The organism is Sphingobacterium phlebotomi, from assembly GCF_008180195.1.
Classification (GTDB): domain Bacteria; phylum Bacteroidota; class Bacteroidia; order Sphingobacteriales; family Sphingobacteriaceae; genus Sphingobacterium; species Sphingobacterium phlebotomi.
Genome location: NZ_VTAV01000004.1, coordinates 183,584 through 206,281, shown reverse-complemented (window position 1 = coordinate 206,281; position 22,698 = coordinate 183,584). Strand labels below are relative to the sequence as shown.

Annotated in this window: 24 protein-coding genes; 13 read left to right on the top strand and 11 right to left on the bottom strand. The window is 39.6% G+C overall.

Annotated elements, in window-relative coordinates:
* The first annotated feature begins 22 nt into the window (after positions 1-22).
* Complete coding sequence (locus FXV77_RS08905; RefSeq protein ID WP_148918866.1) at positions 23-802, top strand: glucosamine-6-phosphate deaminase; 780 nt, start codon at positions 23-25, stop codon at positions 800-802.
* 44 nt (positions 803-846) lie between these two features.
* Here the strand turns inward: FXV77_RS08905 and FXV77_RS08900 are convergent, their stop codons facing one another.
* The 3 genes from FXV77_RS08900 to FXV77_RS08890 form a co-directional block, all read right to left on the bottom strand.
* Positions 847-2,049: a pyridoxal phosphate-dependent aminotransferase gene (locus tag FXV77_RS08900; RefSeq protein WP_148918865.1), complete on the bottom strand. Its 1,203-nt coding sequence runs from the start codon at positions 2,047-2,049 to the stop codon at positions 847-849.
* A gap of 173 nt (positions 2,050-2,222) precedes the next feature.
* Positions 2,223-2,600, bottom strand: a complete 378-nt coding sequence (locus FXV77_RS08895; protein WP_148918864.1) for a DUF1573 domain-containing protein — start codon at positions 2,598-2,600, stop codon at positions 2,223-2,225.
* Positions 2,601-2,713: 113 nt separating this feature from the next.
* Positions 2,714-3,676: a KpsF/GutQ family sugar-phosphate isomerase gene (locus tag FXV77_RS08890; RefSeq protein WP_394344141.1), complete on the bottom strand. Its 963-nt coding sequence runs from the start codon at positions 3,674-3,676 to the stop codon at positions 2,714-2,716.
* A gap of 99 nt (positions 3,677-3,775) precedes the next feature.
* Here FXV77_RS08890 and recQ point away from each other — a divergent pair, with 99 nt between their 5' ends.
* Complete coding sequence (recQ, locus tag FXV77_RS08885) at positions 3,776-5,965, top strand: DNA helicase RecQ (RefSeq protein ID WP_148918862.1); 2,190 nt, start codon at positions 3,776-3,778, stop codon at positions 5,963-5,965.
* A gap of 12 nt (positions 5,966-5,977) precedes the next feature.
* Positions 5,978-6,793: a 3-deoxy-8-phosphooctulonate synthase gene (gene kdsA / locus FXV77_RS08880; protein WP_148918861.1), complete on the top strand. Its 816-nt coding sequence runs from the start codon at positions 5,978-5,980 to the stop codon at positions 6,791-6,793.
* 32 nt (positions 6,794-6,825) lie between these two features.
* Here kdsA and lysS read toward each other — a convergent pair whose 3' ends face one another.
* The gene (gene lysS, locus FXV77_RS08875) at positions 6,826-8,532 is read right to left on the bottom strand and encodes a lysine--tRNA ligase (protein WP_148918860.1); all 1,707 of its coding nucleotides are present in this window, start codon (positions 8,530-8,532) and stop codon (positions 6,826-6,828) included.
* Between the two features lie 190 nt (positions 8,533-8,722).
* On the opposite strand from lysS, the gene FXV77_RS08870 reads away from it, so the two are divergent.
* The 6 genes from FXV77_RS08870 (at position 8,723) to FXV77_RS08845 (ending at position 13,726) form a co-directional block, all read left to right on the top strand.
* On the top strand, positions 8,723-8,968 hold the full coding sequence (locus FXV77_RS08870; RefSeq protein WP_130139794.1) for a type B 50S ribosomal protein L31: 246 nt from the start codon (positions 8,723-8,725) through the stop codon (positions 8,966-8,968).
* 86 nt (positions 8,969-9,054) lie between these two features.
* Positions 9,055-10,251 carry a putative sugar nucleotidyl transferase gene (locus FXV77_RS08865; RefSeq protein WP_148918859.1) on the top strand — a complete coding sequence of 399 codons (1,197 nt, stop codon included), beginning with the start codon at positions 9,055-9,057 and terminating at the stop codon, positions 10,249-10,251.
* 11 nt (positions 10,252-10,262) lie between these two features.
* Positions 10,263-11,033: a triose-phosphate isomerase gene (tpiA, locus tag FXV77_RS08860; RefSeq protein ID WP_148918858.1), complete on the top strand. Its 771-nt coding sequence runs from the start codon at positions 10,263-10,265 to the stop codon at positions 11,031-11,033.
* Complete coding sequence (gene prmA, locus FXV77_RS08855) at positions 11,033-11,872, top strand: 50S ribosomal protein L11 methyltransferase (protein WP_148918857.1); 840 nt, start codon at positions 11,033-11,035, stop codon at positions 11,870-11,872. The genes tpiA and prmA overlap by 1 nt, the downstream gene beginning before the upstream one ends.
* 61 nt (positions 11,873-11,933) lie before the next feature.
* Positions 11,934-13,304: a Mur ligase domain-containing protein gene (locus tag FXV77_RS08850; protein ID WP_148918856.1), complete on the top strand. Its 1,371-nt coding sequence runs from the start codon at positions 11,934-11,936 to the stop codon at positions 13,302-13,304.
* Positions 13,305-13,396: 92 nt separating this feature from the next.
* Positions 13,397-13,726, top strand: a complete 330-nt coding sequence (locus FXV77_RS08845; RefSeq protein ID WP_148918855.1) for a helix-turn-helix domain-containing protein — start codon at positions 13,397-13,399, stop codon at positions 13,724-13,726.
* 227 nt (positions 13,727-13,953) lie between these two features.
* Here FXV77_RS08845 and FXV77_RS22070 read toward each other — a convergent pair whose 3' ends face one another.
* The 3 genes from FXV77_RS22070 to FXV77_RS08835 all read right to left on the bottom strand — a co-directional run bounded on the left by FXV77_RS22070 (position 13,954) and on the right by FXV77_RS08835 (position 15,940).
* Positions 13,954-14,115, bottom strand: a complete 162-nt coding sequence (locus FXV77_RS22070) for a hypothetical protein (protein WP_165293271.1) — start codon at positions 14,113-14,115, stop codon at positions 13,954-13,956.
* Positions 14,116-14,246: 131 nt separating this feature from the next.
* Entirely contained in the window at positions 14,247-14,807 is a 561-nt protein-coding gene (gene scpB, locus FXV77_RS08840) for an SMC-Scp complex subunit ScpB (protein WP_148918854.1), read from the bottom strand.
* 11 nt (positions 14,808-14,818) lie between these two features.
* Positions 14,819-15,940: a CofH family radical SAM protein gene (locus FXV77_RS08835; RefSeq protein ID WP_148918978.1), complete on the bottom strand. Its 1,122-nt coding sequence runs from the start codon at positions 15,938-15,940 to the stop codon at positions 14,819-14,821.
* Between the two features lie 129 nt (positions 15,941-16,069).
* Here FXV77_RS08835 and FXV77_RS08830 point away from each other — a divergent pair, with 129 nt between their 5' ends.
* The gene (locus FXV77_RS08830; RefSeq protein WP_148918853.1) at positions 16,070-16,342 is read left to right on the top strand and encodes a GNAT family N-acetyltransferase; all 273 of its coding nucleotides are present in this window, start codon (positions 16,070-16,072) and stop codon (positions 16,340-16,342) included.
* 105 nt (positions 16,343-16,447) lie between these two features.
* On the opposite strand, the gene FXV77_RS08825 is transcribed toward FXV77_RS08830, so the two are convergent.
* The 3 genes from FXV77_RS08825 to kdsB all read right to left on the bottom strand — a co-directional run bounded on the left by FXV77_RS08825 (position 16,448) and on the right by kdsB (position 18,723).
* The gene (locus tag FXV77_RS08825; protein WP_148918852.1) at positions 16,448-17,212 is read right to left on the bottom strand and encodes a sulfite exporter TauE/SafE family protein; all 765 of its coding nucleotides are present in this window, start codon (positions 17,210-17,212) and stop codon (positions 16,448-16,450) included.
* 4 nt (positions 17,213-17,216) lie between these two features.
* On the bottom strand, positions 17,217-17,876 hold the full coding sequence (locus tag FXV77_RS08820; protein WP_148918851.1) for an HAD family hydrolase: 660 nt from the start codon (positions 17,874-17,876) through the stop codon (positions 17,217-17,219).
* 103 nt (positions 17,877-17,979) lie between these two features.
* A complete protein-coding gene (gene kdsB / locus FXV77_RS08815) occupies positions 17,980-18,723 on the bottom strand; it encodes a 3-deoxy-manno-octulosonate cytidylyltransferase (RefSeq protein WP_148918850.1) in 744 nt (247 codons plus the stop codon).
* A 118-nt stretch (positions 18,724-18,841) separates the two neighbouring features.
* On the opposite strand from kdsB, the gene FXV77_RS08810 reads away from it, so the two are divergent.
* A complete protein-coding gene (locus tag FXV77_RS08810) occupies positions 18,842-19,255 on the top strand; it encodes a hypothetical protein (protein ID WP_148918849.1) in 414 nt (137 codons plus the stop codon).
* Between the two features lie 5 nt (positions 19,256-19,260).
* Positions 19,261-20,199: an IS3 family transposase gene (locus tag FXV77_RS08805; RefSeq protein WP_148918848.1), complete on the top strand. Its 939-nt coding sequence runs from the start codon at positions 19,261-19,263 to the stop codon at positions 20,197-20,199.
* Between the two features lie 187 nt (positions 20,200-20,386).
* On the opposite strand, the gene FXV77_RS08800 is transcribed toward FXV77_RS08805, so the two are convergent.
* Complete coding sequence (locus tag FXV77_RS08800; RefSeq protein WP_148918847.1) at positions 20,387-20,791, bottom strand: hypothetical protein; 405 nt, start codon at positions 20,789-20,791, stop codon at positions 20,387-20,389.
* 70 nt (positions 20,792-20,861) lie between these two features.
* Here FXV77_RS08800 and FXV77_RS08795 point away from each other — a divergent pair, with 70 nt between their 5' ends.
* Positions 20,862-22,661 (top strand): ABC transporter ATP-binding protein, encoded by a 1,800-nt coding sequence (locus FXV77_RS08795; protein ID WP_246162367.1) that lies wholly within the window; start codon positions 20,862-20,864, stop codon positions 22,659-22,661.
* Positions 22,662-22,698 lie beyond the last annotated feature (37 nt).

Below are 22,698 nucleotides of genomic sequence, written 5' to 3'. Positions count from 1 at the left end.
TAAGATATAAAAAAATAAATTAATGAAAGTAGAAGAGAATAAAATAGAGCAGTTGCTGGTCAGAACCTATGATGGCCGCTCACAGCTCGGAAAAGATGCTGCGGAAATGGTCAGCAAAAAAATTCAAGAATTGCAACGAGAAAAGGATTATGTATATATGATATTTGCTTCCGCTCCGTCGCAAAACGAGTTTTTGGAGACGTTGGGGAAAGACACCAATATAGACTGGAAAAAAATCGTTGGGTTTCACATGGATGAGTATATCGGCTTAGATTTAGCACATCCGCAGAGTTTTGGGTATTTTCTAAAGAAAAACTTGTTTGATAAAGTACCGATTCATCAGGTACATTATATACAAGGAGATTCAAGCAATATCGAAAAAGAATGTGAACGATACGAGCAACTGTTGAGAAGATATCCAGTCGATATTGTATGTATGGGAATCGGAGAAAATACGCATATTGCCTTTAACGACCCACACGTTGCAGATTTTAATGATCCCCATTGGGTAAAAATTGTGGATTTGGATGATAAAAGTCGTCAACAACAAGTAAATGATGGATGCTTTGATGCCTTTGACGATGTACCGACGCATGCAGTCACCCTAACCGTTCCGGCTTTATTGCAAGGAAAATTTCTGTACTGTATAGTGCCTGGTAAGAATAAGGCCAGAGCAGTCTATCAAACGCTTTATGAAAAAGTGGATTCTCGGTATCCCTCTACTATATTACGAAAACATCAAAATACCCACTTGTTTATTGATAAAGAGAGCGCGCAATATCTTCATAAGCCAGTGGTGTAAAAGGTAACTTTTCCAAAGTTTATCGCTTTGGAAAAGTCATCTTGCTATGGTTGCGTACGTCCAGGATATTCCTTCAATGCGTGGGCTAAGCAAATTAATGCTTTTTGTAAATCTTCCTGCTTCAATACATATGCCAAACGTACTTGGTTGATTCCTACATTTGGTGTGCTATAAAAGCCAGTAGCGGGAGCCATCATAACCGTTTCGTTGTTGTACGAAAATTCTTCCAATATCCATTGACAAAATTTGTCAGCATTGTCAATAGGGAGTTTAGCAACTACATAAAATGCTCCGCCGGGAACAGGACAGAATACGCCTTTGATCTTGTTTAACCCCTTCACAAGTGTGTTGCGGCGTGCAGTATATTCTTTGGACACCGCTTCAAAGTAGCTATCCGGTGTATCTACTGCTGCTTCCGCGGCAATCTGTCCTTCCAGGGAGGGACTTAAACGTGTTTGGGCAAACTTAAGAGCGGTCTGGTACAATGCTTTGTTTTTTGTGATTAAACAGCCTATACGCGCGCCGCATGCCGAGTACCGTTTGGATACTGTGTCTATAATGACTACATGCTGGTCAAGTCCTTCTAGGTGCATAGGTGAAACAAAGGTGTTGCCATCATAGCAAAATTCGCGATAAGCTTCGTCTGCAAATAGATATAGGTCATATTTTAGAACCAACGTTTTCAAGGATTCTAATTCTTCGCGCGAATATAGATAGCCTGTAGGATTATTAGGATTACAGATTGCAATGGCCCGTGTCTTGTCCGTAATTAATTTCTCAAATTCCGCTATTGGAGGCAAAGCAAAGCCAGTTTCTATATAAGATAGGATAGGCTTGACCACGGCATCTGCCGCGCAGGCAAATCCGTTATAGTTTGCGTAAAATGGTTCAGGAATGATAATTTCATCACCGGGGCTAAGGCAACTTTGCATAGCGATCGTAAGCGCCTCGGACCCACCATTGGTTACTAAAATATCTGTGGGAGTGATACGGTAATGTAATTTATTGTAATACGATGCCAGCTTTTCCCTATAGGAAGCGATACCTTCCGACGGTGTATAAGCCCATATCGTAAAATCAATGTTTTTTAAAGCATTTAACATGATTTCAGGGGTCTCGATATCGGGTTGCCCAATATTTAAATGATATACTTTCTTCCCTTCTTTTTTTGCCTGCTCTGCAAAAGGTGTAAGCTTTCTAATTGGTGAAGCGGGCATATCCACGCCCCTTTTTGATATTTCTGGCATTACCTTGTACGTTTTTTAGTATAGTGCAAAACTAATAAAAAACCTCCACGAATCCTATGTGATAGAAAGGACTTGACAACTTTTATTGACGTTTGGATAACTTTGGTATAAATCGTAGTTAAACAAGAAAAGCCGTCAAAAGACGGCTTTTATATCTGGATAAAATAGACTGACTATTCTACATTACCTTTAATCGTCAATGTTTTGATAGGGGTCTTCGTATTGGACTTAATCGTGAACTGTTTCGTGAACGGCCCTTTTGCCGCAGCGTTATATGTAACCGTAACAGTACCACCTTCTCCTGGTTTAACAGGGGTTTTGGTAAATTCAGCTACAGAGCATCCACAAGACGGTTTTACCTCGCTGACAATAATAGGAGCGTCACCTGTATTGGAAAACTTAAAGTTGTACGATGCAGGTTTATTTTGAGGGATATTCCCAAAATCGTGGGTTTCTTTTTCAAATTTAAATTCACCAATAGCCACTGTCATGGACATGAAACCAATAAGCGCTATAAACGTTGCTAATATTCCTAGTGTTCTTTTCTTCATCTTACTGTTGCTTTAACCTCCTAATAGTTATCAAAAGATACGCCAAAAATACAAATAGGACAAAGTATGTGACTTAAATTTCACTAAATGAACAAAAATATTACAGAAATAGCTTATATAATACCTTCTTTCAAGAGATCTTGCAGATGTATTATGCCTGCATAGTGCCCTTCTTGGATAACCAAGAGCTGTGATATATTGTGTTCACGCATGGTGTGGAGTGCATCAGCAGCTAGTTCCTCCCTTTTTATCCCTTTAGGATTTCGTGTCATGATGTCATTCGCAGTTAAATGCCCCAAATCCTCATGTTTTTCAAGCATCCTACGGATGTCTCCGTCCGTGATGATACCTACAATATGGTCCGTATCGATGACGGCTGTAGCACCTAATCGATACTTCGTGATGGTAATGAGCACTTCCCGTATGCTTGCTGATGGAGCAACTTTAGGCTTGCCGTTATTGTCTGATAGGTCGCTAACTTTTAAATATAATTGTTTGCCAAGTGCACCGCCTGGATGGTATTTTGCAAAATCACGATCTGAAAACTGGCGGCATGTTTGTAAGCAAACGGCCAAAGCATCTCCCATGGCTAATTGTGCAGTAGTACTTGTGGTAGGAGCCAGGTTATTTGGACAAGCTTCCCGTTCAACGGACGTGTTTAAGATGAAGTTTGCATGTTGAGCCAAAAAAGAATCCATATTGCCTACCATCGCAACCAGCGTATTGCCGGTCTGTTTCAAAAAAGGTACCAATACCTTAATTTCAGGCGTATTGCCACTTTTGGAAAGCGCAATAATAAGGTCGTACTTCTGGATGATACCCAGATCGCCATGGATGGCATCAGCTGCATGCATGAAAATGGCGGGTGTGCCTGTAGAGTTGAGCGTGGCGACTATTTTTTGGGCAATAATTGCACTTTTACCAACGCCTGTTACGATAATCCTGCCTTGTAAATCTAATATTTGGTTTACAACCGTAATGAAATCGTCGTCAATGAATTGCGTGAGCTTCTGGATTGCTGTAGCCTCAAGCTCCAAGGTATCTATTGCAGTCTTTTTGATATCGATGTTGTGTATCACAGAAAAAATAGTTAATTTTATTTTAATTAACTACAAAAGTAGGTTATTTAGCGCTCAAATGAGCCACGGATCCATCTAATTTTTGTTTTGAGGTCAATGGAAATAGAAAAATCACTATTTGACAATTTGCAGGAGTTTTTCGGCTTTGATACCTTTAAGGGGGATCAAGAAGCCATTATAACGAATATCTTGAATAAGAAAGATACGTTCGTTATTATGCCCACCGGAGGGGGGAAATCTATCTGTTATCAATTGCCTGCGCTGATGAGCGAGGGCACGGCCATTGTCATCTCTCCGCTTATAGCGCTCATGAAGAATCAAGTAGATCAGTTGCGCGCATTTGGTGGTAATGATAGCATTGCGCATTTTTTAAACTCTTCGCTCAACAAAGGAGAGATTACGAAAGTGAAAAAAGATGTGACAGAGGGCAAAACGAAGTTACTATATGTGGCACCGGAGTCGTTGGCTAAAGAAGAAAATGCACTTTTTTTAAGACATATTAAAGTATCTTTCGTCGCTGTAGACGAAGCCCATTGTATATCGGAGTGGGGGCACGATTTTCGTCCGGAATACCGAAAAATAAGACAAGTTATTAACGGAATCGGTGATAATATTCCTATTATCGCATTAACCGCAACCGCTACGCCGAAGGTACAATCGGATATTCGTAAAAATTTGCAGATGAACAACGCGACCTTATTTAAGTCGTCTTTCAACCGTTCTAACTTATATTACGAGGTCCGACCCAAAAAGAACGTAGTTAAAGAAATTGTGAAGTTCATCCGGAACAATGCCGGAAAAACGGGTATTATATACTGCCTCAGCCGTAAAAAGGTGGAGGAAATCGCCGAAGTGCTTAATATCAACGGGATAAAGGCATTACCGTATCATGCGGGATTAGATGCGAAGACCAGAGCGGACACACAAGATAAGTTCCTGATGGAAGATGTCGAGGTTATCGTGGCAACTATTGCCTTTGGAATGGGGATAGATAAGCCGGACGTTCGATATGTAATCCATCATGACATACCGAAATCAATGGAAGGGTATTACCAAGAGACCGGTCGTGCTGGGCGTGATGGAGGTGAGGGTATTTGTTTAGCTTTCTATTCTGAAAAGGATATTGAGAAGCTAACCAAATTCATGAAAGACAAGCCTGTTTCCGAAAGGGAAATAGGTACGCAGATATTGAAGGAAGTTATTGATTATTCCGAATCGTCGGTATGTCGTCGCAAACAAATTTTGCATTATTTCGGCGAGCAGTTTGACGAGACAGGTTGTAATAATATGTGCGACAATTGCCGTGCACCGAAAACACATTTTGATGCTGAAGAAAATTTGCTGGAGGTATTGCGTTTTATAGAGAAAGAAGGAGAGAAGTTTGATGATCATCATATCATTAATGTGATGATTGGACAAAACAATCAACCGGTATCTTCTTATAAACATGACCTACATCCTTTGTTCGGAAAAGGTAAAAGCTTAGGCGTTAATTATTGGAAATCGTTGATTCGACAAGCGGAATTAAATGACTTCCTAAAGAAAGATATTGACCATTATGGCTTACTTACGCTTACCGAACACGGAAGAAGATATCTGGCTAATCCATATAATATCAAATTTATTCTAAACAGGATAATGGAAAAGGCGGATGAAGATGGTTCGGAAGAAGTCGTGCAAGGATCCGGGACATTGGATACGGAATTGCTGAAAATGTTGAAAGATCTGAGAAAGAAAATAGCAAAGCAGAAATCCTTGCCGCCTTTTGTGATATTTCAAGACCCCTCGCTTGACGAAATGTGTACGCATTATCCGGTTAGTTTGGATGAACTGAAGCAAATGCATGGCGTGGGAGCGGGGAAAGCCCTTAAATTTGGGAAACCGTTTGTCGAGTTGATTAAGCAGTATGTGGACGAAAATGGTATCGACCGGCCATTGGATCTTGTTATCAAGAGTACGGCAAATAAATCAGCATTGAAAGTTTCGATTATACAGAATATAGACCGAAAAATCGGTTTAGATGATATAGCTTCCGCTAAGGGAATTAGTTATGAAGATTTACTTAAAGAAGTGGAATCTATTGTCAATTCCGGTACGAAGCTTAATATCGGATATTTTGTAGATGAGATGATTGATAGCGACCGCCAAGAAGAGGTATATGACTACTTCCGAGCGGCCGATGTAGATTCTATCCAGGAAGCTTTGAAAGAGCTTGGAGAAGATGACTATACGTATGAAGATATCCAATTAATGCGGGTTAAATTCATGTCTGAATTAGGAAATTAATGATCAACATATATGATTCAACAATATTTGCCTGCCATTAAACATGGGGAGTCTACCCGTTTTTTTCTAATGGCGGGACCCTGTGCTATTGAAGGAGAGGAAATAGCTTTGCGCATCGCAGAGCGGATAGTGAAGATTACAGATAAATACGAAATTCCTTACATCTTTAAAGGATCGTACCGGAAAGCGAATCGTTCGCGTTCAGACTCTTTTACGGGCATAGGGGACGAGAAAGCTTTAAAAATACTGGAAAAGGTCGGGCAAACATTTGGCGTTCCAACTGTAACCGATATACATGAAAGCCATGAAGCCGATATTGCCGCTGCTTACGTTGATGTATTGCAGATACCTGCATTTCTGTGCAGGCAGACGGATTTGTTGGTCGCTGCTGCGGAAACAGGAAAAGTAGTCAATATTAAAAAGGGACAATTTCTATCTGCTGCTTCGATGAAATTTGCCGTGGATAAAGTAAAAGATGCCGGAAATGATAAAATATTTCTAACCGATAGGGGTAATACGTTTGGTTACCAAGATTTGATTGTGGATTTTAGAGGATTACCCGAAATGCGCGCATTTGGTGTGCCGACGGTTATGGATTGTACGCATTCGTTACAACAACCTAATCAAACATCGGGGGTTACTGGAGGAAAACCGGAGCTTATTGAAACGATCGCTAAGGCAGCCATTGCAGTAGGAGCAGATGGGTTATTCATAGAAACGCATCCCGATCCGGCTAATGCAAAATCGGATGGGGCAAATATGTTGCATCTCGATTTATTGGAGGGCTTGCTCGAAAAATTAGTACGTATCCGTGAATCGATTTTATAAATAAAGAATTAGCGTTGGGATTAATCCCAACGCTAATTCTTTATGATAAACTTATTGTCACCCTCGACAACAATATTAATCAGATCCTTTTGACGTAAGCTTTTTGTGGCTGTATCCCATTTTTTTCCACTCAACCCCGTCGATTGCTTCACGTCTGCCAGAATATTACGCTCTTCCTGAAGTTGCGCCAATAGCAATTTTTCATCCTCGGTCAATTCGATGATAATTTCTTTTTTCTCTGGACGCATCTGTGGGAAAAATAATACTTCTTGAATAGAAGCGTTGTTGGTCAGAAACATAATCAAGCGATCCATACCGATACCAAGTCCCGAAGTAGGCGGCATACCATATTCCAACGCACGTAAGAAATCCTGATCGATGAACATCGCTTCATCATCTCCTTTTTCGGAAAGACGAAGTTGCTCTTCAAAACGTTCGCGCTGATCTATCGGGTCATTCAATTCCGAATAAGCATTGGCAATTTCCTTTCCACATACCATGAGTTCAAAACGTTCCGTCAACTCCGGATTGTCGCGGTGTTTTTTTGTCAACGGTGACATTTCGATAGGATAATCTGTTATAAACGTAGGCTGAATATAATTGCCTTCACATTTCTCTCCGAAAATTTCATCAATTAGCTTACCTTTTCCCATCGTATCATCAACCGCGATACCCATGCTTTTTGCGGCCTCGCGAATTTCTTCTTCTGTTTTCCCTATGATATCAAAACTCGTAAACTCTTTAATGGCATCTGCCATGGTTACCCGTTTATAAGGAGCCTTGAAGTCAATTTCGTGTTCTCCAAAAATTGCTTTCGTTGTTCCATTGACAGCAAGCGCACAATGTTCGAGTAAGCGTTCCGTAAAGCTCATCATCCAGTTATAGTCCTTGTACGCTACGTATATCTCCATGACAGTAAACTCTGGATTATGCGTCCTGTCCATACCTTCGTTTCGGAAGTTTTTGGAAAATTCATACACACCGTCAAACCCTCCGACAATAAGTCGTTTAAGGTATAACTCGTTGGCAATACGCAGATATAAAGGGATATCCAAAGCGTTGTGATGTGTAATGAATGGACGTGCCGCTGCGCCGCCCGGGATAGCTTGGAGGACAGGGGTTTCTACCTCCATATAACCAGCGTCGTTAAAAAACGTCCGCATGGCATTGAATAGTTTCGTGCGCTTAATGAATCTTTCCCGGTTTTGTGGGTTAACGATTAAATCCACATATCGCATGCGGTAGCGTTGCTCTGGATCGGTAAATGCATCATAGGTTTTGCCATCTGCTTCCTTTACAATAGGCAATGGGCGCAACGATTTCGTTAGTACCACGAGCTTTTCGACGTGGATGGAGATTTCTCCCGTCTGTGTCGTAAAAACATATCCCTCAACGCCTATGATATCGCCAATATCCAACAGTTTCTTGAAAACGGTATTATATAAGGTTTTGTCTTCACTGGGGCAGATATCGTCACGTTTGACATAAGCTTGAATTCGCCCGGTAGCATCCTGCAATTCCATAAACGATGCGCTCCCCATAATACGGCGGCTCATCATCCGTCCGGCAAAACGAATATTTTTGTAATTCAGTTTGTCTCTTTCGTAATTTTCTAGAATATCTGCAGCCGATACATCTACTTTAAACTCATCCGCTGGATAAGGGTTAATACCTATGTCGATAAGGGCTTGGAGGTTTAGTCTACGCTGTTGCTCCTGTTCCGATAATACAGTGCTCATGTTAATGATTCAAAGTGCTAAATTAGAATGCAAAAGTAGAAAAAAAAGTGGATGTTTTTAAATAATGGATAATGGAGAGTGGGTTTGTCCAGGTTAAGTATAATTTTAAAGCTATTCTTTTGTTTTATTTATAGAAATAGATTATCTTTGCACCTCAATTTGTTGAATATAAAATAATCATAAGATAAAAATGAAAAAAGATCTGCATCCATCAAACTACAGATTAGTTGTTTTCAAAGATATGTCTAACGACTATTCTTTTGTAACTAAATCATGTGTAGACACAAAAGAAACTATTACTTGGGAAGATGGTAATGAGTATCCATTGGTGAAATTGGAGATTTCGCACACCTCACACCCTTTCTATACAGGTAAAATGAAATTGGTTGATACGGCAGGACGTATTGACAAATTCCGTAGCCGTTACCAAAAGTAATTTTAGATTACAGGCTTCGGTCAAAAATAACTTTCATCCCGATAGGTTCTTCTTGTCGGGATTTTTTTATGTAAATTTATCGAATTATGAGGTTAGAAGTCGTATTACATGATCGAGCCCCATGGCGAGAACATTTGTTGCCTATGGCTTTCACAAGACCAGTGGGGGCTTTTCGAGTAGGAATTTTGACACTCCAAGAGAAATGGCAACTGCTATTGGATGTTCACGTCAGCTTTTATACGGAACCCTATCTTCAAGAAAAATTTCATAGTCCGTCATCTTCCGTAACCTATTTAGTCGTGCGTGCCAACCTATGTCCTACGATGGACTTGGTCAATGTCCTATCCACACTGGAGAAAGAGTGTATATTGGAAAAAGATGGTGATTGGATAGCATATAAGATGAACAAGTGGAATCCTCAGCCGGAAGGAAGTGCATTAAAGGTGTATAATTTTGAAGGTGAACTGCACCGTATTCAATTTTTAGAAGATATTTATCTCCAAAATGCCAAACAAATTGCTTTTGATTTTGATTTGCTTACAAAAGGTAGAACTTCAGCAGTATTACATTCTTCTAATGTGGTAATAGGGGATAACCTTTATGTTGGTGCCAATGTCCAAGCATTTGGTTGTACGTTTAATACGTTGGATGGACCTATTTATATTGCTGATGATGCGTTGTTGGAGCAGGGGAGCCATTTGAAGGGTCCAATAGCTGTCGGGAAAGGAGCAAGGGTGAAAATGGGCAGCCGTTTGTACCCGAATGTAAGTGTAGGGCCGAAAGCAACTATTGGAGGAGAAGTCAATAATACCGTTATGTGGGAAAATAGCGCAAAGGGACATGAAGGGTATTTAGGTTGCGCCGTCATTGGAGAAGGATGTAATTTGGGTGCAGGCACAAGTAACTCTAATCTTCAAAACAATTGGAAGACTATTAAGTTGTATGATTATAAGTTGGGCGATTGGCGGAAAACAGAAAGGAATAAAATAGGCACTTTTATGGGAGATTTTGCGATGTGTGGTATCAATTCCTCCATCACGACAGGTGCCGTAATTGGTGTAGGTGTGCAGGTGTCTATGTCAAATATTATTCCGAAGTTTGTGCCGGATTTTTCCTGGATGACAGACGAAAAGCAGGAAACGTATGTTTGGAATAAATTTGAGGACATGTTGAAAGAGCGAGGGATAGTAATAAACGAAGAAGTACAGGAAACAGATCTTCGTATATTATGGGAGGTTTATTGTTTAACAAGACGAGAAGAATTTAATATACAAAATAGATAACAATAAAAACGATGAGAAAAAACATTGTAGCAGGAAACTGGAAGATGAATTTGGATTACGAGAAAGGTTTAAGCTTGTTCTCGGAAATTGTTAACATGGTGAAAGATGAGGTTGTGGGCGACCAAGAAGTTATTGTATGTAGCCCAGCGATCCATTTGCACAGCATTTCAAAGTTAGCGGAACCCGTAAGCAATGTCGCTGTCGGTGCACAAAATATCCATCAAGCGGAATCCGGAGCATATACAGGTGAAATATCTGGAGCACAGGTGAAATCTACCGGCGCAGATTATGTTATCCTAGGTCATTCGGAGCGTAGAGCATATTTCGGTGAGACAGATGCTTTATTGGCGCAAAAAGTAGATGCTGCATTGGCTAATGGCTTAAAACCTATTTTCTGTATCGGCGAAACAAAAGACGAACGTGAGGGAGATAAGGTTTTCGATGTTATCAAAACACAACTCGAAAAAGGCGTTTTTCATTTATCTAGTGAAGATTTTGAAAAAGTAGTGTTGGCTTACGAGCCTGTATGGGCTATTGGAACCGGATTGACTGCTTCTCCGGAGCAAGCGCAAGAGGTACACGCTTTTATACGTGAAACTATTGCGAATCACTATACACAAAAAATCGCAGAAGAAACGACCATCCTATATGGAGGAAGTTGTAATCCTGCAAACGCGAATGAGTTGTTTTCACAGAAGGATATCGATGGCGGATTGATTGGGGGAGCTTCCTTGAAATCACGTGACTTTTTAGAAATTGTAAAGGTTTTTAATACGAAATAATGAAGTATTCTTCGGTTACGTTTACCTCTTCAACTATGGAAGATTGGCAGAGAGATCTGCTGATTGATTCTCTAGGAGCGATTGGCTATGATACCTTTGAATATATAGGGCAAGGGTTTACAGCCTACATTCCGACAGCTAACTTGGATATACAGGAGTTAGAAACCTTGTTATTGCGGGAAACTGAGGATTTTGACATCCATTATACTATCCAGGAAATAGAAGATCAGAATTGGAATGAGCTATGGGAAAGTAACTTTCAGCCGATTACGGTGGATGATATATGTTATGTCCGGGCTACCTTTCATGAATCGAAGCCCGATATACCTTACGAAATTATCATCGACCCTAAAATGTCATTTGGAACAGGGCATCATCAAACAACATCGATGATGCTTTCCTATATTTTAAAGAATGACTTCAAGGATAAGGAGGTGCTAGATATGGGATGCGGTACAGGAATTCTTGCTATATTGGCTGTTAAACGTGGCGCAAAACATGTTATGGCAATAGATTATGATGAAGTCTGTGTAGAAAGTGTAAAGGAGAACAAGACACGAAATAATATTGCCCCCATTGATGCTGAATTAGGATCGGAGGAACGTATAAGGGGTAAGGTGTTTGACATCATTCTCGCCAATATCAATCGTAATATCTTGATGGATCAACTCGAACAATACGGTTTAAGTACGAAGTCTGGAGGAGAATTGTATATTAGCGGTTTCTATGATGGGGAAGATTTGGAGATGCTGACACAAAAAGCACAATCTGCCGGATTTGATTATCAGCATAAAAAAACACAGGATAGATGGTGTGCGGCTAAGTTTCTAAAAAAATGATTGCACAGATGAGAATGATTACACAGACGGGTTGGATTTTGACTTTTTATTTTTAAGAAGTATGCGAGTTCATTTTATAGCCATTGGTGGTGCGGTGATGCATAATTTGGCCATTTCGTTGGCCGAACAGGGACACCAAGTGAGTGGATCTGACGACCAAGTTGTCGAACCATCAAAGTCCAGGTTGAAAAATGCAGGACTTTTGCCTAAAACGACGGGTTGGTTTCCAGAGAAGATAACAGAGGATATTGACGCAGTGATTTTGGGAATGCATGCCGAAAGCGATAATCCCGAATTGCTTCGCGCGCAAGAACTTAATATTAAGATATACTCCTTTCCGGAATTTATCTATGAACAAAGCATGGATAAAACACGGGTAGTCGTTGCAGGGACGTATGGCAAGACGACCATCATGAGTATGGTTATGCATGTGCTTAAGAAACTCGGACGCGATTTTGATTATCTAGTAGGCGCGCAGCTGGAAGGGTTCGATTCTCTCGTAAAATTAACCGCCCATAACAAGATTATTTTATTGGAAGGTGACGAATATTATGCTTCTCCAATAGATCACCGCTCTAAGTTTCATCTTTTTAATCCTAATATAGCGTTAATCAGCGGAATAGAATGGAACGAAAGTAGGGCAAATATGGGGCAGGAAGAATATCTTAAACAATTCGAAACGTTTATCGATACTATCGTACGCAAAGGTACACTGATTTACAATAAGGATAACCGAAATTTGGTGGAAATTGTGGAGGCGACTTCAGACTGTAATATTAACAGGCATGGTTATAAGTTGCCAGAATATTCCATTAATAAAGGCGTGACGTATCTCCATCTGGGCGAAGAGCGTATTCCTTTGCAGGTGTTCGGGAAGTTGAATTTATCGAATATAGCCGGAGCATATACCGTGTGTGAATGGTTAGGTATAAAGCGGGTCGATTTCTACAAAGCTATCAAAGATTTTAGAAGCTCCATCCGTTATTTAGAATTCGTTGCGAGCGAGAATGAAAGTGTTGTCTATCAAGACTTTCTTCATTCACCATATAAACTTAGGACGAGTATTCATGCAGTTAAAGAGCAATTTCCTGAACAGGGACTTGTAACGATCATTGAGCTAAACCCCTACGACGTTATAAACCGCAGTTTTCTAGATACTTATCGGGAATCCATGGACGAATCTGATTACGCGGTGGTTTTAATCAACAAAGACACGATAAAAGAGAAAAATATATTAATAAGTAATTTAGCATCCGAAATCCAGCAGATTTTTAATCATAAAAACTTTACATTCTTGACGGATGTTTCTTCTCTAGAAATTTATTTAGAAGAGTTTAAGTCATTTAATTTCAATCTTTTATTTATGGTGTCTCCTCATCACAATAGTATGGATATTGTCAGTTTAGCAGATAAATTTCTTAAAAATTATTAATTATTCTGTAAAAGGTAGTCTCTTTAGTATCTTTTTATTACTTTTGAAAGAAGAGAGAATTATCCAATAGAATAAAATAGCAATTACCCGAAATGAACGCACTAGGAAAGAAAATTCGTCTGTTAAGACATCAAAAAGGTTGGAGTCAAGAAGATGTCGCAAAACGTCTGGACATTTCGATCCCAGCCTTTTCGAAGATTGAAACGGGAATTACCGATGTGAACTTATCCAGATTGAACCAGATTTCCAAATTATTTGGTATGTCATTGGTTCAGCTATTGTCTACATCAGATTCGGAAGAAGAGAGACAGGCGCAAGATGAAATTGATGAGCTGAACAATAAATTGCAAGCTCGGGAAGCAGAAGTGATAGAGCTACAAAAGAAAGTAATTGAGCTGTACGAACAGCTTCATAAAAAATAATTTAAGATTTGAATTATTTTAGAAGAGAGCATAACCCTATGCTCTCTTTTTTTATTCATTATTTTTTAATATTCCGTTAATATATAAACCCGTGCGTTGTATAATTTAGTAAACACTATTGATTAATTGTTTAAAACTTAAAGATTAAAACATGATAGCAACGAAAAAGCAGGCTTCATAAAACCCTGCTTTTTTAATCTTTTTTACCAACTTTACGCGATCATGTATTAAAAATCATCGTCGTCATCATCGAAATCATCAAATTCTCCGATAGAATCAATCTCATCTAATTCGAAATCGTCATCATAGACATCATCCGCATCATCTTCCGGACCGTTAAAGTTGATAATTTCTTCAACCAAAACCTCTTTTTCTGCCGCTGCCATCATAGTTTTGTCGTGTTAATAAATGATAAATCTACTGTTTGTTACCGACCGTAAAAATAATCAAGAATCTTCTAACTTGAAATTTTTTTTGTTTTTTTATCGATTGTCAACCAGTAGGTTAAAATGCTCGTAAGCTATTTTGCCACTTCGCCTATACTATTATCTTCTGTGATAATATCTTTTAACTGCGGTAAATCTTTGACTGACTTAATACCGAAGTACTGCATAAATTGCCCACTAGTAGCATATAAGAGAGGCTTGCCTATGGTTTCTGCTTTTCCTACAATCTCGATAAGATTCTTTTCCAGAAGTCGTTGAATCGAATAATCACAGTTTACCCCTCGGATTTGTTCTACCTCCAATTTGGTAATCGGTTGCCGATAGGCAATGATAGACAATGTTTCCAAAGCAGCTTGACTAAGTTTCTTCTTGTCTTTATGTGCTTGAAGTTCATTGATAACTTCATGATACTTTTCTTTGGTCAGAAATTGGTAATGTTTATTGAAAACCTTGAGACTAAAGATTTGGTCTTCATCATTGTATTTTTCTTTTATTTTCTCTAAGAGGTCTAATACCTCTTGTTTATTGATGTCAATGGCTAACGCATCTTTAAGTACTTGTTTCACATCGTTGGCATTAATACCCTCTTCGGATGCAAAAATAATAGCTTCTATATTTAACAATATATCTTTCACGATGATAGACTTTAGTAGTTAATAACTTGTTCTTCCATCTGTGGTAGTTCCCTGAATTCGTATTTTTGCGTACGTAATTGCGGTTCGAATCCAGCTTCCAGAATAGCTTCCTGTATAGATGTAGAAGTGAACCGATGCGGTGCACCAGCAGCGGAAACCACATTTTCCTCTATCATAATAGAACCAAAATCATTTGCTCCCGCATGTAAACAAAGTTGTGCCGTTTTCTTCCCTACGGTGAGCCATGACGCTTGTATATTCTTGACATTAGGTAGCATAATACGACTCAATGCAATCATCCGGATATATTCTTCACTGCTTACATTATTGGTGATGCCCCGTAAGCGTTTTAGCAAAGTGCCATCGTCTTGGAACGGCCAGGGGATAAAGGCAATAAAACCATGAGCTTCGGCAGGTTTTTCGTGTTGGACTTCGCGAATCCACACCAAATGTTCAAAGCGCTCTTCTATAGTTTCAATATGACCAAACATCATGGTAGCCGACGTAGGCAAATTGATTTGATGAGCAGCACGCATCACATCCAGCCACTCCTGTCCGCCACATTTGCCTTTTGAAATTAACCTCCGTACCCGGTCGTTCAGTATTTCGGCGCCCGCACCTGGAAGGGAATCCAATCCGGATGCTTTCAAAGAGCGTAATACTTCAATATGGGATAATCCCTCCAGTTTCGCAATGTGGGCTACTTCAGGAGGTCCGAGTGAATGTAGTTTGAGTGTTGGATAAAGCTCTTTTAGCTGTTTGAACAAAGTTGTGTAAAACGTTAAACCCAAATCGGGGTGATGTCCACCCTGTAAAAGCAATTGGTCACCACCATATCGAAATGTTTCTTCAATTTTCTGCTTATATGTTTCGATGTCTGTGATATAACTTTCGTCATGGCCCGGACGACGAAAGAAATTACAAAATTTACAGTTTGCAATACAAACATTGGTGGTATTGACGTTGCGATCAATCTGCCAGGTGACTTTGCCATGCGGAACTTGTATTTTTCGTAACGCATTGGCAACATAGGTCAAATCTGCCGTCGCAGCATTTTGGTACAGATAGATACCCTCTTCCTTGGATAGGAATTCAAAATTAAGCGCACGCTCAAGTAATTTGTCTACATTCATCATCAACAAAGATACGTAGGATTTTTATTTTTTTAACGAAAGGTTTATGCGGCTAATGAACTATTATCCCAAAATTTTGTTATATTTAATTGAAAAACGAATGTAAATAATCTTAAAAGCGTCTATATTATGGAACTAACACATGTAGCAGATAGTGGCAGATGGCTTGCTCTGAATGATGAAGTACAGATTGGCGAGTTAATTTATCAAGTAGAGGATAATGTAATGACGATTTCTCATGCAGAAGTAGAGCCTTTTTATCGCGGTAATAAAATTGCAGAGGAGCTTGTTTTGGCAGCTATTCAACAAGCGCGGGAGAACGCATGGAAAGTAGTTCCTGCGTGTTCGTTTGCAAAAATAGTATTTGAACGATATCCCGGCGAACAGGATGTATTAGCGTAATTTGTGGCTCGTGATTCGTAACTAGTCATAAATTACGAATCACCGATCACGAACCCTGGACGGCTCATCGAAGATAACTGAGCTTTGTGAGCTCATCGAAGAAAATCATAAAATAATCAGCAGTATAGCTGAAATAACAACTAGCGTTATAATAAGTACGCGAAATTCCTTCTCTGGAAGAACCTTCACAATTTTTATACCTATTAAACCTCCTAAAAGAATAAATGGGATAGCAAATAAATTGAGATAAAAACCTGCCCATGTAAGATTATGCCAAACGAATGCCTGTAATGGGATTTTGGTGAAATTCAATAACATAATGAACCATGCTGAGGTAGCGGCAAAGCTGATCTTATTTAGTCGTTTTGAGAGCATATAGACGGATAGAGCAGGACCAGCAGCATTTCCTATCATGGTAGAAAAGCCGAGAATAAAACCAAAAATAGGCGAATACCACCGGTTTTTCGTTAATTTGTCTTGCTTCTGTTGGGAGGTTTTTTCCAACCAAATCATAATACCTACTCCTACGATAATACAGGCACCTATGAGTAGTTTAAATAATCTGTCGTTGATGTAGTTTCCGAGAAGTAAACCAACAACAAGCCCAAACAGCGCTGCGGGCAATAATTTTTTTATTTCATTCCACAAAAATTCCTTTCTGTAATAAATAACTGCAACCAAGTCTGCAATACAAAGGAGAATGAGCACGATACCCGTAGAATATTTTGCACCAAATAGAAAGGCGAACAAGGGAACCGCCAGCGTACCAACGTTTTGGATGCCAGTCTTTGACATACCTATCAGCACGGCACATACAAAATATATTGCCCATCCCCATGGGGAGGAAAGGAGTTGTTGTGCTTCGTCCATGAAACTAGCTTTGTAATAGGTTCGTCACGCGCGCAGAGTCTATTTCGCTATAATCGTTGATATATAGAGAACATGGAGGTAATTCCTCTTGGCTATGGGAACTCAATACCCCTACGACCTTCATCCCCGCGTTCAATGCAGCTGTAACACCTGAAAAAGAATCTTCAAATACGACGCAAGCACTTGGAGATACGCCCAGTTCTTCAGCAGATTTTAGATAAACTTCGGGGTCCGGCTTGTGCTGCGAGACGTCTTCACTAGCCAATAACAAATCCATCTTGGTTGCAATCTGTAACCTGTCAATAATCAATTTTAGGTTTGCTAAGGGGGCTGCAGTTGCTACGGACGTTTTATATCCTTTTGATCTTAAATCGTCCAGGAACGTTAAATAATGAGGCAAAGGAGCGACTTTTTGTTGATAGATTTCTCGAAAGAGGGACTCCTTTTCTTCTTCCAATTGTTTTAATTCTTCTCCTATAATATTTCTTTTGAAGAAATGGGTCATAATATAGCTATTATGTTTTCCATACATGTGTTCTTCAAATTCCTTTTCCGTGTAGGGAATTTTATATTTGTCAAAAAAATGTTCAAAAGCTTTAGCATGGTAAGGATTCGTATGGCAGATTACCCCATCCATGTCGAATATCACTGCAAATGGATTCATATGTAAATATTTGATCTTCATAGGCCATATGGAATATCCAAACTGTTTTTGTTCGTATTTGTGCTGGACAAGCATGGATATTTCATGCGGCAAAGATACAGTTTTACGAACTAAAAAACTTTCCTTTAATAAGTTCTACATCTTCGGGATGATCAACGGCAATGGTATCAAATTCAGTCTCTGCTATTTTGATCTTATAGCCATTTTCTAGCCACCGTAATTGCTCTAATCCTTCTGCTTTTTCGTAAGAAGATACTGGGAGTTTCGTGATTTCTTTTAGTATGTCCACTTTATAACCATATATACCTATATGTTTGAAATAAGTATAGTTATTTATCCAATCGCTTTGCTTCGCGCCACGTTGAAAGGGGATGGTCTGTCGCGAAAAATACATGGCTTCTTTTCTAGAGTTAACGATCACCTTCGGCGTACTTTCATTAAACAGATCATCGGGGTTATCTATTTTCTTGATCAAGGTTCCTATTTCGGTTGTTGCATCTTGAAAAAGGTTACTCAACAGTTCAATTTGCAAAGGACTTATAAAAGGCTCATCGCCTTGAATATTAATGGCAACATCAAAACCGCTTATTTTTGAAACGACCTCAGCACAACGATCTGTTCCCGATTGGTGAGTCGAAGAAGTCATGATCACATTACCGGCAAATGAGCGCACATGCTCCTCAATTCTGCTATCGTCTGTGGCAACGATGACTTCCGAAAGACCGGAACAACCCTTTACCTGTTCGTAGACACGTTGTATCATGGATTTGCCACCGATATCAACCAATGGTTTTCCCGGAAAGCGGGAGGATTCATACCTTGCTGGGATAATTCCAATTGTTCTCATATTCAAAGTAAGTCATTACTTTGTTTACCTCAAAAAAATAATCAAAATTTATACAAGCAAGAGATTAATCAACGGCTTGTCTTACACTGAAAAGGCTTGACATAAACAATCAAGCAAAATGGAAAAATTAAGTCTGAACCTTTCCGACAATATGGAAGGTTTTATTCAAGAAACGGTAGATCACAGTAATTACGAGCCAAGCTTTCGTCGTTGGTTAGTCTCGGAGATAGATTCTGGCCGGATGAGTGTTAAAGAGGCTCGTGAACGGTTTAAGCTTCCTGTTCATTTTCGGAAAACCTATAGAGATTGGCAGCTGAAGTTTTCTGATGAAATCCATTTATCTTTGCAATCAATGAGTGCAGAGGAAAGAACAGATATTAAGGCATTAGAGAAGCGTATCAAAGATTTAGAGAAGCAATTAGAGTTAGCCCAAATGAAAAATGTTGGACTAAATACGATGATTGATATTGCTGAAAATGTGTATAAGCTGGAAATTAGAAAAAAGTCTGGGCCCAAGCAGTCCAATCGCTAACATATATGTACCCTTTATCTTCAAAGGGTACACTATGTGGATTGTTTGGGGTCAGCCGTCAAGCGTGGTACGATTCTAGGAAGCGAAGATCTAGTTGCGAAATGGAGGAGGTTTTTATACTTGGCCAGATCAAGGAATTACGTAAAGAGCATAAGCGAATGGGTGTTGACAAGCTCTATCGGTTGATTAAGCCTGACTTAGAGGCTCATCATATTAAATATGGGCGCGATAAACTTTACACTCTGCTTCAGGCTCATGGCTTGATGGTTAAGCGACGTAGATCAGGTTCCCGTACCACAAACTCTAATCACCTTTATCGTAAATATCCTAATCTCATTCGAGACAAGACTTTAAACCATGCTAATCAATTATGGGTCAGCGATATCACCTATATTCGAACAGATAAAGGCTTTGTTTATCTTTCTTTGGTCACTGATGCTTATTCGAAAAAAATTGTCGGCTGGAGTCTATGGCCCGAGCTGAGTAGTACAGGGCCTTTAAATGCAATTGGCATGGCAGTTGAAATTGAAGGAGTAAGGCCTGGTCTTACTCATCATTCGGACCGGGGAATACAGTATTGCTGTTACGACTATGTTAACTTCCTACAGGCCTCTAAGATAGGGATTTCTATGACGGAAAATGGTGATCCTTATGAGAATGCGATTGCTGAGCGGGTGAACGGTATTTTGAAAGATGAATATGAACTGAGCGAGGTATTTGATGATTATCACCTTGCTCTGGAGGCTACAAAAATCGCTGTCAATAGATATAATACGAAGCGCCCACATCGCAGTGTCGATTTTCTAGTTCCAGTTGAAGCTCATAAGCAAACCGGTGTTTTAAAAAAACACTGGAAAAAGCATACTTTTGATCCGCAGAAAAAAGCAGTAAACAGCTCTCCGGCTGTCGATGAAAACAGTAAAAATATATCTGGGGGTACTTAATTCTAGGCTATTGAGAGATTACCTCTGGATAGTTCAGTAATTAGTTTGACTTGCGTATCTTTTTTAGGAATTAAAAATAATAGAAAAATAAAAATAGGAGAATAAAATCAGTAAGTTTGTGTTGTTTGGGGCTATTAAAATACAGCCTCATAATACCAGTAATAAAGTCAAAATCAGTCAAGCTATTTTAGGAATAGACACCGGGCAACGACGCCATGTCGTCGTACGGGGATGTGGCCAATTCGTATGGGGAGGTGATAAAGACGGTCTTTCCGCTTATTTCCCCGTGCAGGGAAACTGTTCTTCCATCCATCGATAGGATACTTTCGTCCTTCTTGCGAATCTCCCCGTACGCCGGGAAGCAACTTCTGTGCATCAAAACGTTCACGGTATACGGCAATACATACATATTGGGCACCGGAATGGTCATCCCGTACACCGATGCGAACAAGATGGTCGGAAGTTTCATCAAGTAGGGCAACGAAACGATGTCGGCGGACGACGACGTAACCCTTCCGTCCAACGATATAACATTTCCGTCCGCCGACGTCTCATTGCTGTCCGGGTTGGTGATAGACATTATTGTCCCCATTGGTGTCACAGGACGACGAATAGCTTGAATATAAAGAAGAGAAATCTGATTAAACTTTTTTGAAAAAAAAATGTTTAAAATAGTAATGACCATAACACAATTATTTAAGAAAATACTGCCCTTTACCAAGCCCTATAAGAATTTAATAGCCTATACGCTGTTATTGACGTTGGTTGGTTCTTTTGCTGCACAGGTGAATGCATATATACTAAAGTATACCGTGGATACGATTAGCGAGCTTTTGGTCGACAATCAGCCACTTTCGCAAGGATTTTACCTTTTGGGTGTAATAGCTGCTGTGCTTTTGGGAAAGGAAATATTATATGCCGCGGTACAATTCGGACAAAAATTCTATGGAGAGAAACTAAGGATTGAGATTGCACGTGATTTTTCTCAGGCTATTATCGAAAAAATCTTAACCTATCGAATGGCATTTTTTACCTCGTCGGAGAATGAATCCGGTAAATTGCAGACCCGTATTGACTCGGGGATAAGTAGCCTAACTAGATTGGTACAGAATTTTTTTATCGATATTCTTCCGTTGTTTAGCAACGCTATCGTGGCATTAGTTTGTATGTTTCTAGCGAATTTTTATGTGGGGTTGGTGGGATTGTTGCTTGTACCGGTCTATTTCTACGTGTCACAGCTGCAGGCGGGCAGGTTATCTGGTTTCCGAAGGAGTATGCGCAAATACAGGGAAAATAAGAGTAACCAGATTATAAATCTGATAGAATCTATCTTGGTTATAAAGTCATTTGGAAGGGAAAAAATTGAAGCAGAGCGACATCAGAAAATCCAATACGATATGACAGAAAACCAGATGGCGACGCGCAAAACAAGTTACCTGTTTGAAAGTGTAAAAAGTTTTATTGAACAGATTGGTGTGGTACTTGTCATTATACTAACAGCCTACTTTGTATTAAATGAGCAAATGAGTTTAGGTGCTATTATGTTCCATATTCTCCTTTTCAATAATGTGTCGGCGCCTATTCGCCAGCTTCATCGCATCTATGATGAGGTGAATGATGCGCTTATTTATTCTGAAGGTTTCTTTAGCATTTTAGAAGAAGAAGAACAACGTGAGCCAACCGGCAGCTACCGTCCGCAAAAGATTAAAGGATTGATTGAAGTAAAGCATGTAGACTTTCATTACCCTAACGGTCTACAAGCATTGAAAAACGTCAGTATGGTTGTACAACCTAATCAAAATACGGCGTTGGTGGGTTTATCCGGTGCAGGAAAGAGTACCGTAATTAATTTGCTGGATAAGTTCTATAGCCCTACGAACGGACAGATTCTGTTGGATGGCGTAGATTTGGCAGATTATGACACCGCCCATCTACGTGAGCATGTCGGTTTGGTACTGCAAAAGAATCACATCTTTAAAGGAAGCATTGCGGAGAATATCCGTTATGGAAAAACGGATGCTTCTATGGACGAAATTGTGGAAGCAGCAAAAAAAGCTTACATACACGAACAAGTCTTGGATTTGCCGAATGGATATGATTCGAATGCTCATTTGTTGTCCGGTGGCCAGCAACAGCGGATTGCTATTGCACGTCTTTTTCTTAAAGACCCACCTATTATTTTCTTGGATGAACCAACGGCAAACTTAGATGCGATTGCGACAGAACAGATCAAAAATAGTTTGGATGCGATTAAGACGGGACGTACGGTGATTATCGTTTCACATAGCATTTCACAGATTATCGACGCTGAACACATTGTGGTCATGGAAAAAGGACAGGTTGTGGAAGATGGTACGCACGAAGAATTATATACAAATCACAAAGTGTATCACCGTATCTTTACGGCTATGGCAAATAGCTTGAATATTGCGAAGATTACAAAATCTATGCAGGAGTGGTAATTTTAGGTCTATTTTTTGCTGTAAAACAATGAACAGG

Excerpts from the sequence above, each read along its gene's own strand:
- FXV77_RS08905 (WP_148918866.1), top strand. The coding sequence starts at position 23 with ATGAAAGTAGAAGAGAATAAAATAGAGCAGTTGCTGGTCAGAACCTAT.
- FXV77_RS08900 (WP_148918865.1), bottom strand. The coding sequence starts at position 2,049 with ATGCCAGAAATATCAAAAAGGGGCGTGGATATGCCCGCTTCACCAATT.
- prmA (WP_148918857.1), top strand. The coding sequence starts at position 11,033 with ATGAAGTATTCTTCGGTTACGTTTACCTCTTCAACTATGGAAGATTGG.
- FXV77_RS08895 (WP_148918864.1), bottom strand. The coding sequence starts at position 2,600 with ATGAAGAAAAGAACACTAGGAATATTAGCAACGTTTATAGCGCTTATT.
- FXV77_RS08870 (WP_130139794.1), top strand. The coding sequence starts at position 8,723 with ATGAAAAAAGATCTGCATCCATCAAACTACAGATTAGTTGTTTTCAAA.
- FXV77_RS08820 (WP_148918851.1), bottom strand. The coding sequence starts at position 17,876 with ATGAATCCATTTGCAGTGATATTCGACATGGATGGGGTAATCTGCCAT.
- FXV77_RS08850 (WP_148918856.1), top strand. The coding sequence starts at position 11,934 with ATGCGAGTTCATTTTATAGCCATTGGTGGTGCGGTGATGCATAATTTG.
- FXV77_RS08865 (WP_148918859.1), top strand. The coding sequence starts at position 9,055 with ATGAGGTTAGAAGTCGTATTACATGATCGAGCCCCATGGCGAGAACAT.
- FXV77_RS08835 (WP_148918978.1), bottom strand. The coding sequence starts at position 15,940 with ATGAATGTAGACAAATTACTTGAGCGTGCGCTTAATTTTGAATTCCTA.
- FXV77_RS08800 (WP_148918847.1), bottom strand. The coding sequence starts at position 20,791 with ATGGGGACAATAATGTCTATCACCAACCCGGACAGCAATGAGACGTCG.
- recQ (WP_148918862.1), top strand. The coding sequence starts at position 3,776 with ATGGAAATAGAAAAATCACTATTTGACAATTTGCAGGAGTTTTTCGGC.
- FXV77_RS08805 (WP_148918848.1), top strand. The coding sequence starts at position 19,261 with ATGTACCCTTTATCTTCAAAGGGTACACTATGTGGATTGTTTGGGGTC.
- FXV77_RS08830 (WP_148918853.1), top strand. The coding sequence starts at position 16,070 with ATGGAACTAACACATGTAGCAGATAGTGGCAGATGGCTTGCTCTGAAT.
- FXV77_RS08810 (WP_148918849.1), top strand. The coding sequence starts at position 18,842 with ATGGAAAAATTAAGTCTGAACCTTTCCGACAATATGGAAGGTTTTATT.
- FXV77_RS08795 (WP_246162367.1), top strand. The coding sequence starts at position 20,862 with ATGTTTAAAATAGTAATGACCATAACACAATTATTTAAGAAAATACTG.
- FXV77_RS08825 (WP_148918852.1), bottom strand. The coding sequence starts at position 17,212 with ATGGACGAAGCACAACAACTCCTTTCCTCCCCATGGGGATGGGCAATA.
- kdsB (WP_148918850.1), bottom strand. The coding sequence starts at position 18,723 with ATGAGAACAATTGGAATTATCCCAGCAAGGTATGAATCCTCCCGCTTT.
- FXV77_RS22070 (WP_165293271.1), bottom strand. The coding sequence starts at position 14,115 with ATGATGGCAGCGGCAGAAAAAGAGGTTTTGGTTGAAGAAATTATCAAC.
- FXV77_RS08845 (WP_148918855.1), top strand. The coding sequence starts at position 13,397 with ATGAACGCACTAGGAAAGAAAATTCGTCTGTTAAGACATCAAAAAGGT.
- tpiA (WP_148918858.1), top strand. The coding sequence starts at position 10,263 with ATGAGAAAAAACATTGTAGCAGGAAACTGGAAGATGAATTTGGATTAC.
- kdsA (WP_148918861.1), top strand. The coding sequence starts at position 5,978 with ATGATTCAACAATATTTGCCTGCCATTAAACATGGGGAGTCTACCCGT.
- lysS (WP_148918860.1), bottom strand. The coding sequence starts at position 8,532 with ATGAGCACTGTATTATCGGAACAGGAGCAACAGCGTAGACTAAACCTC.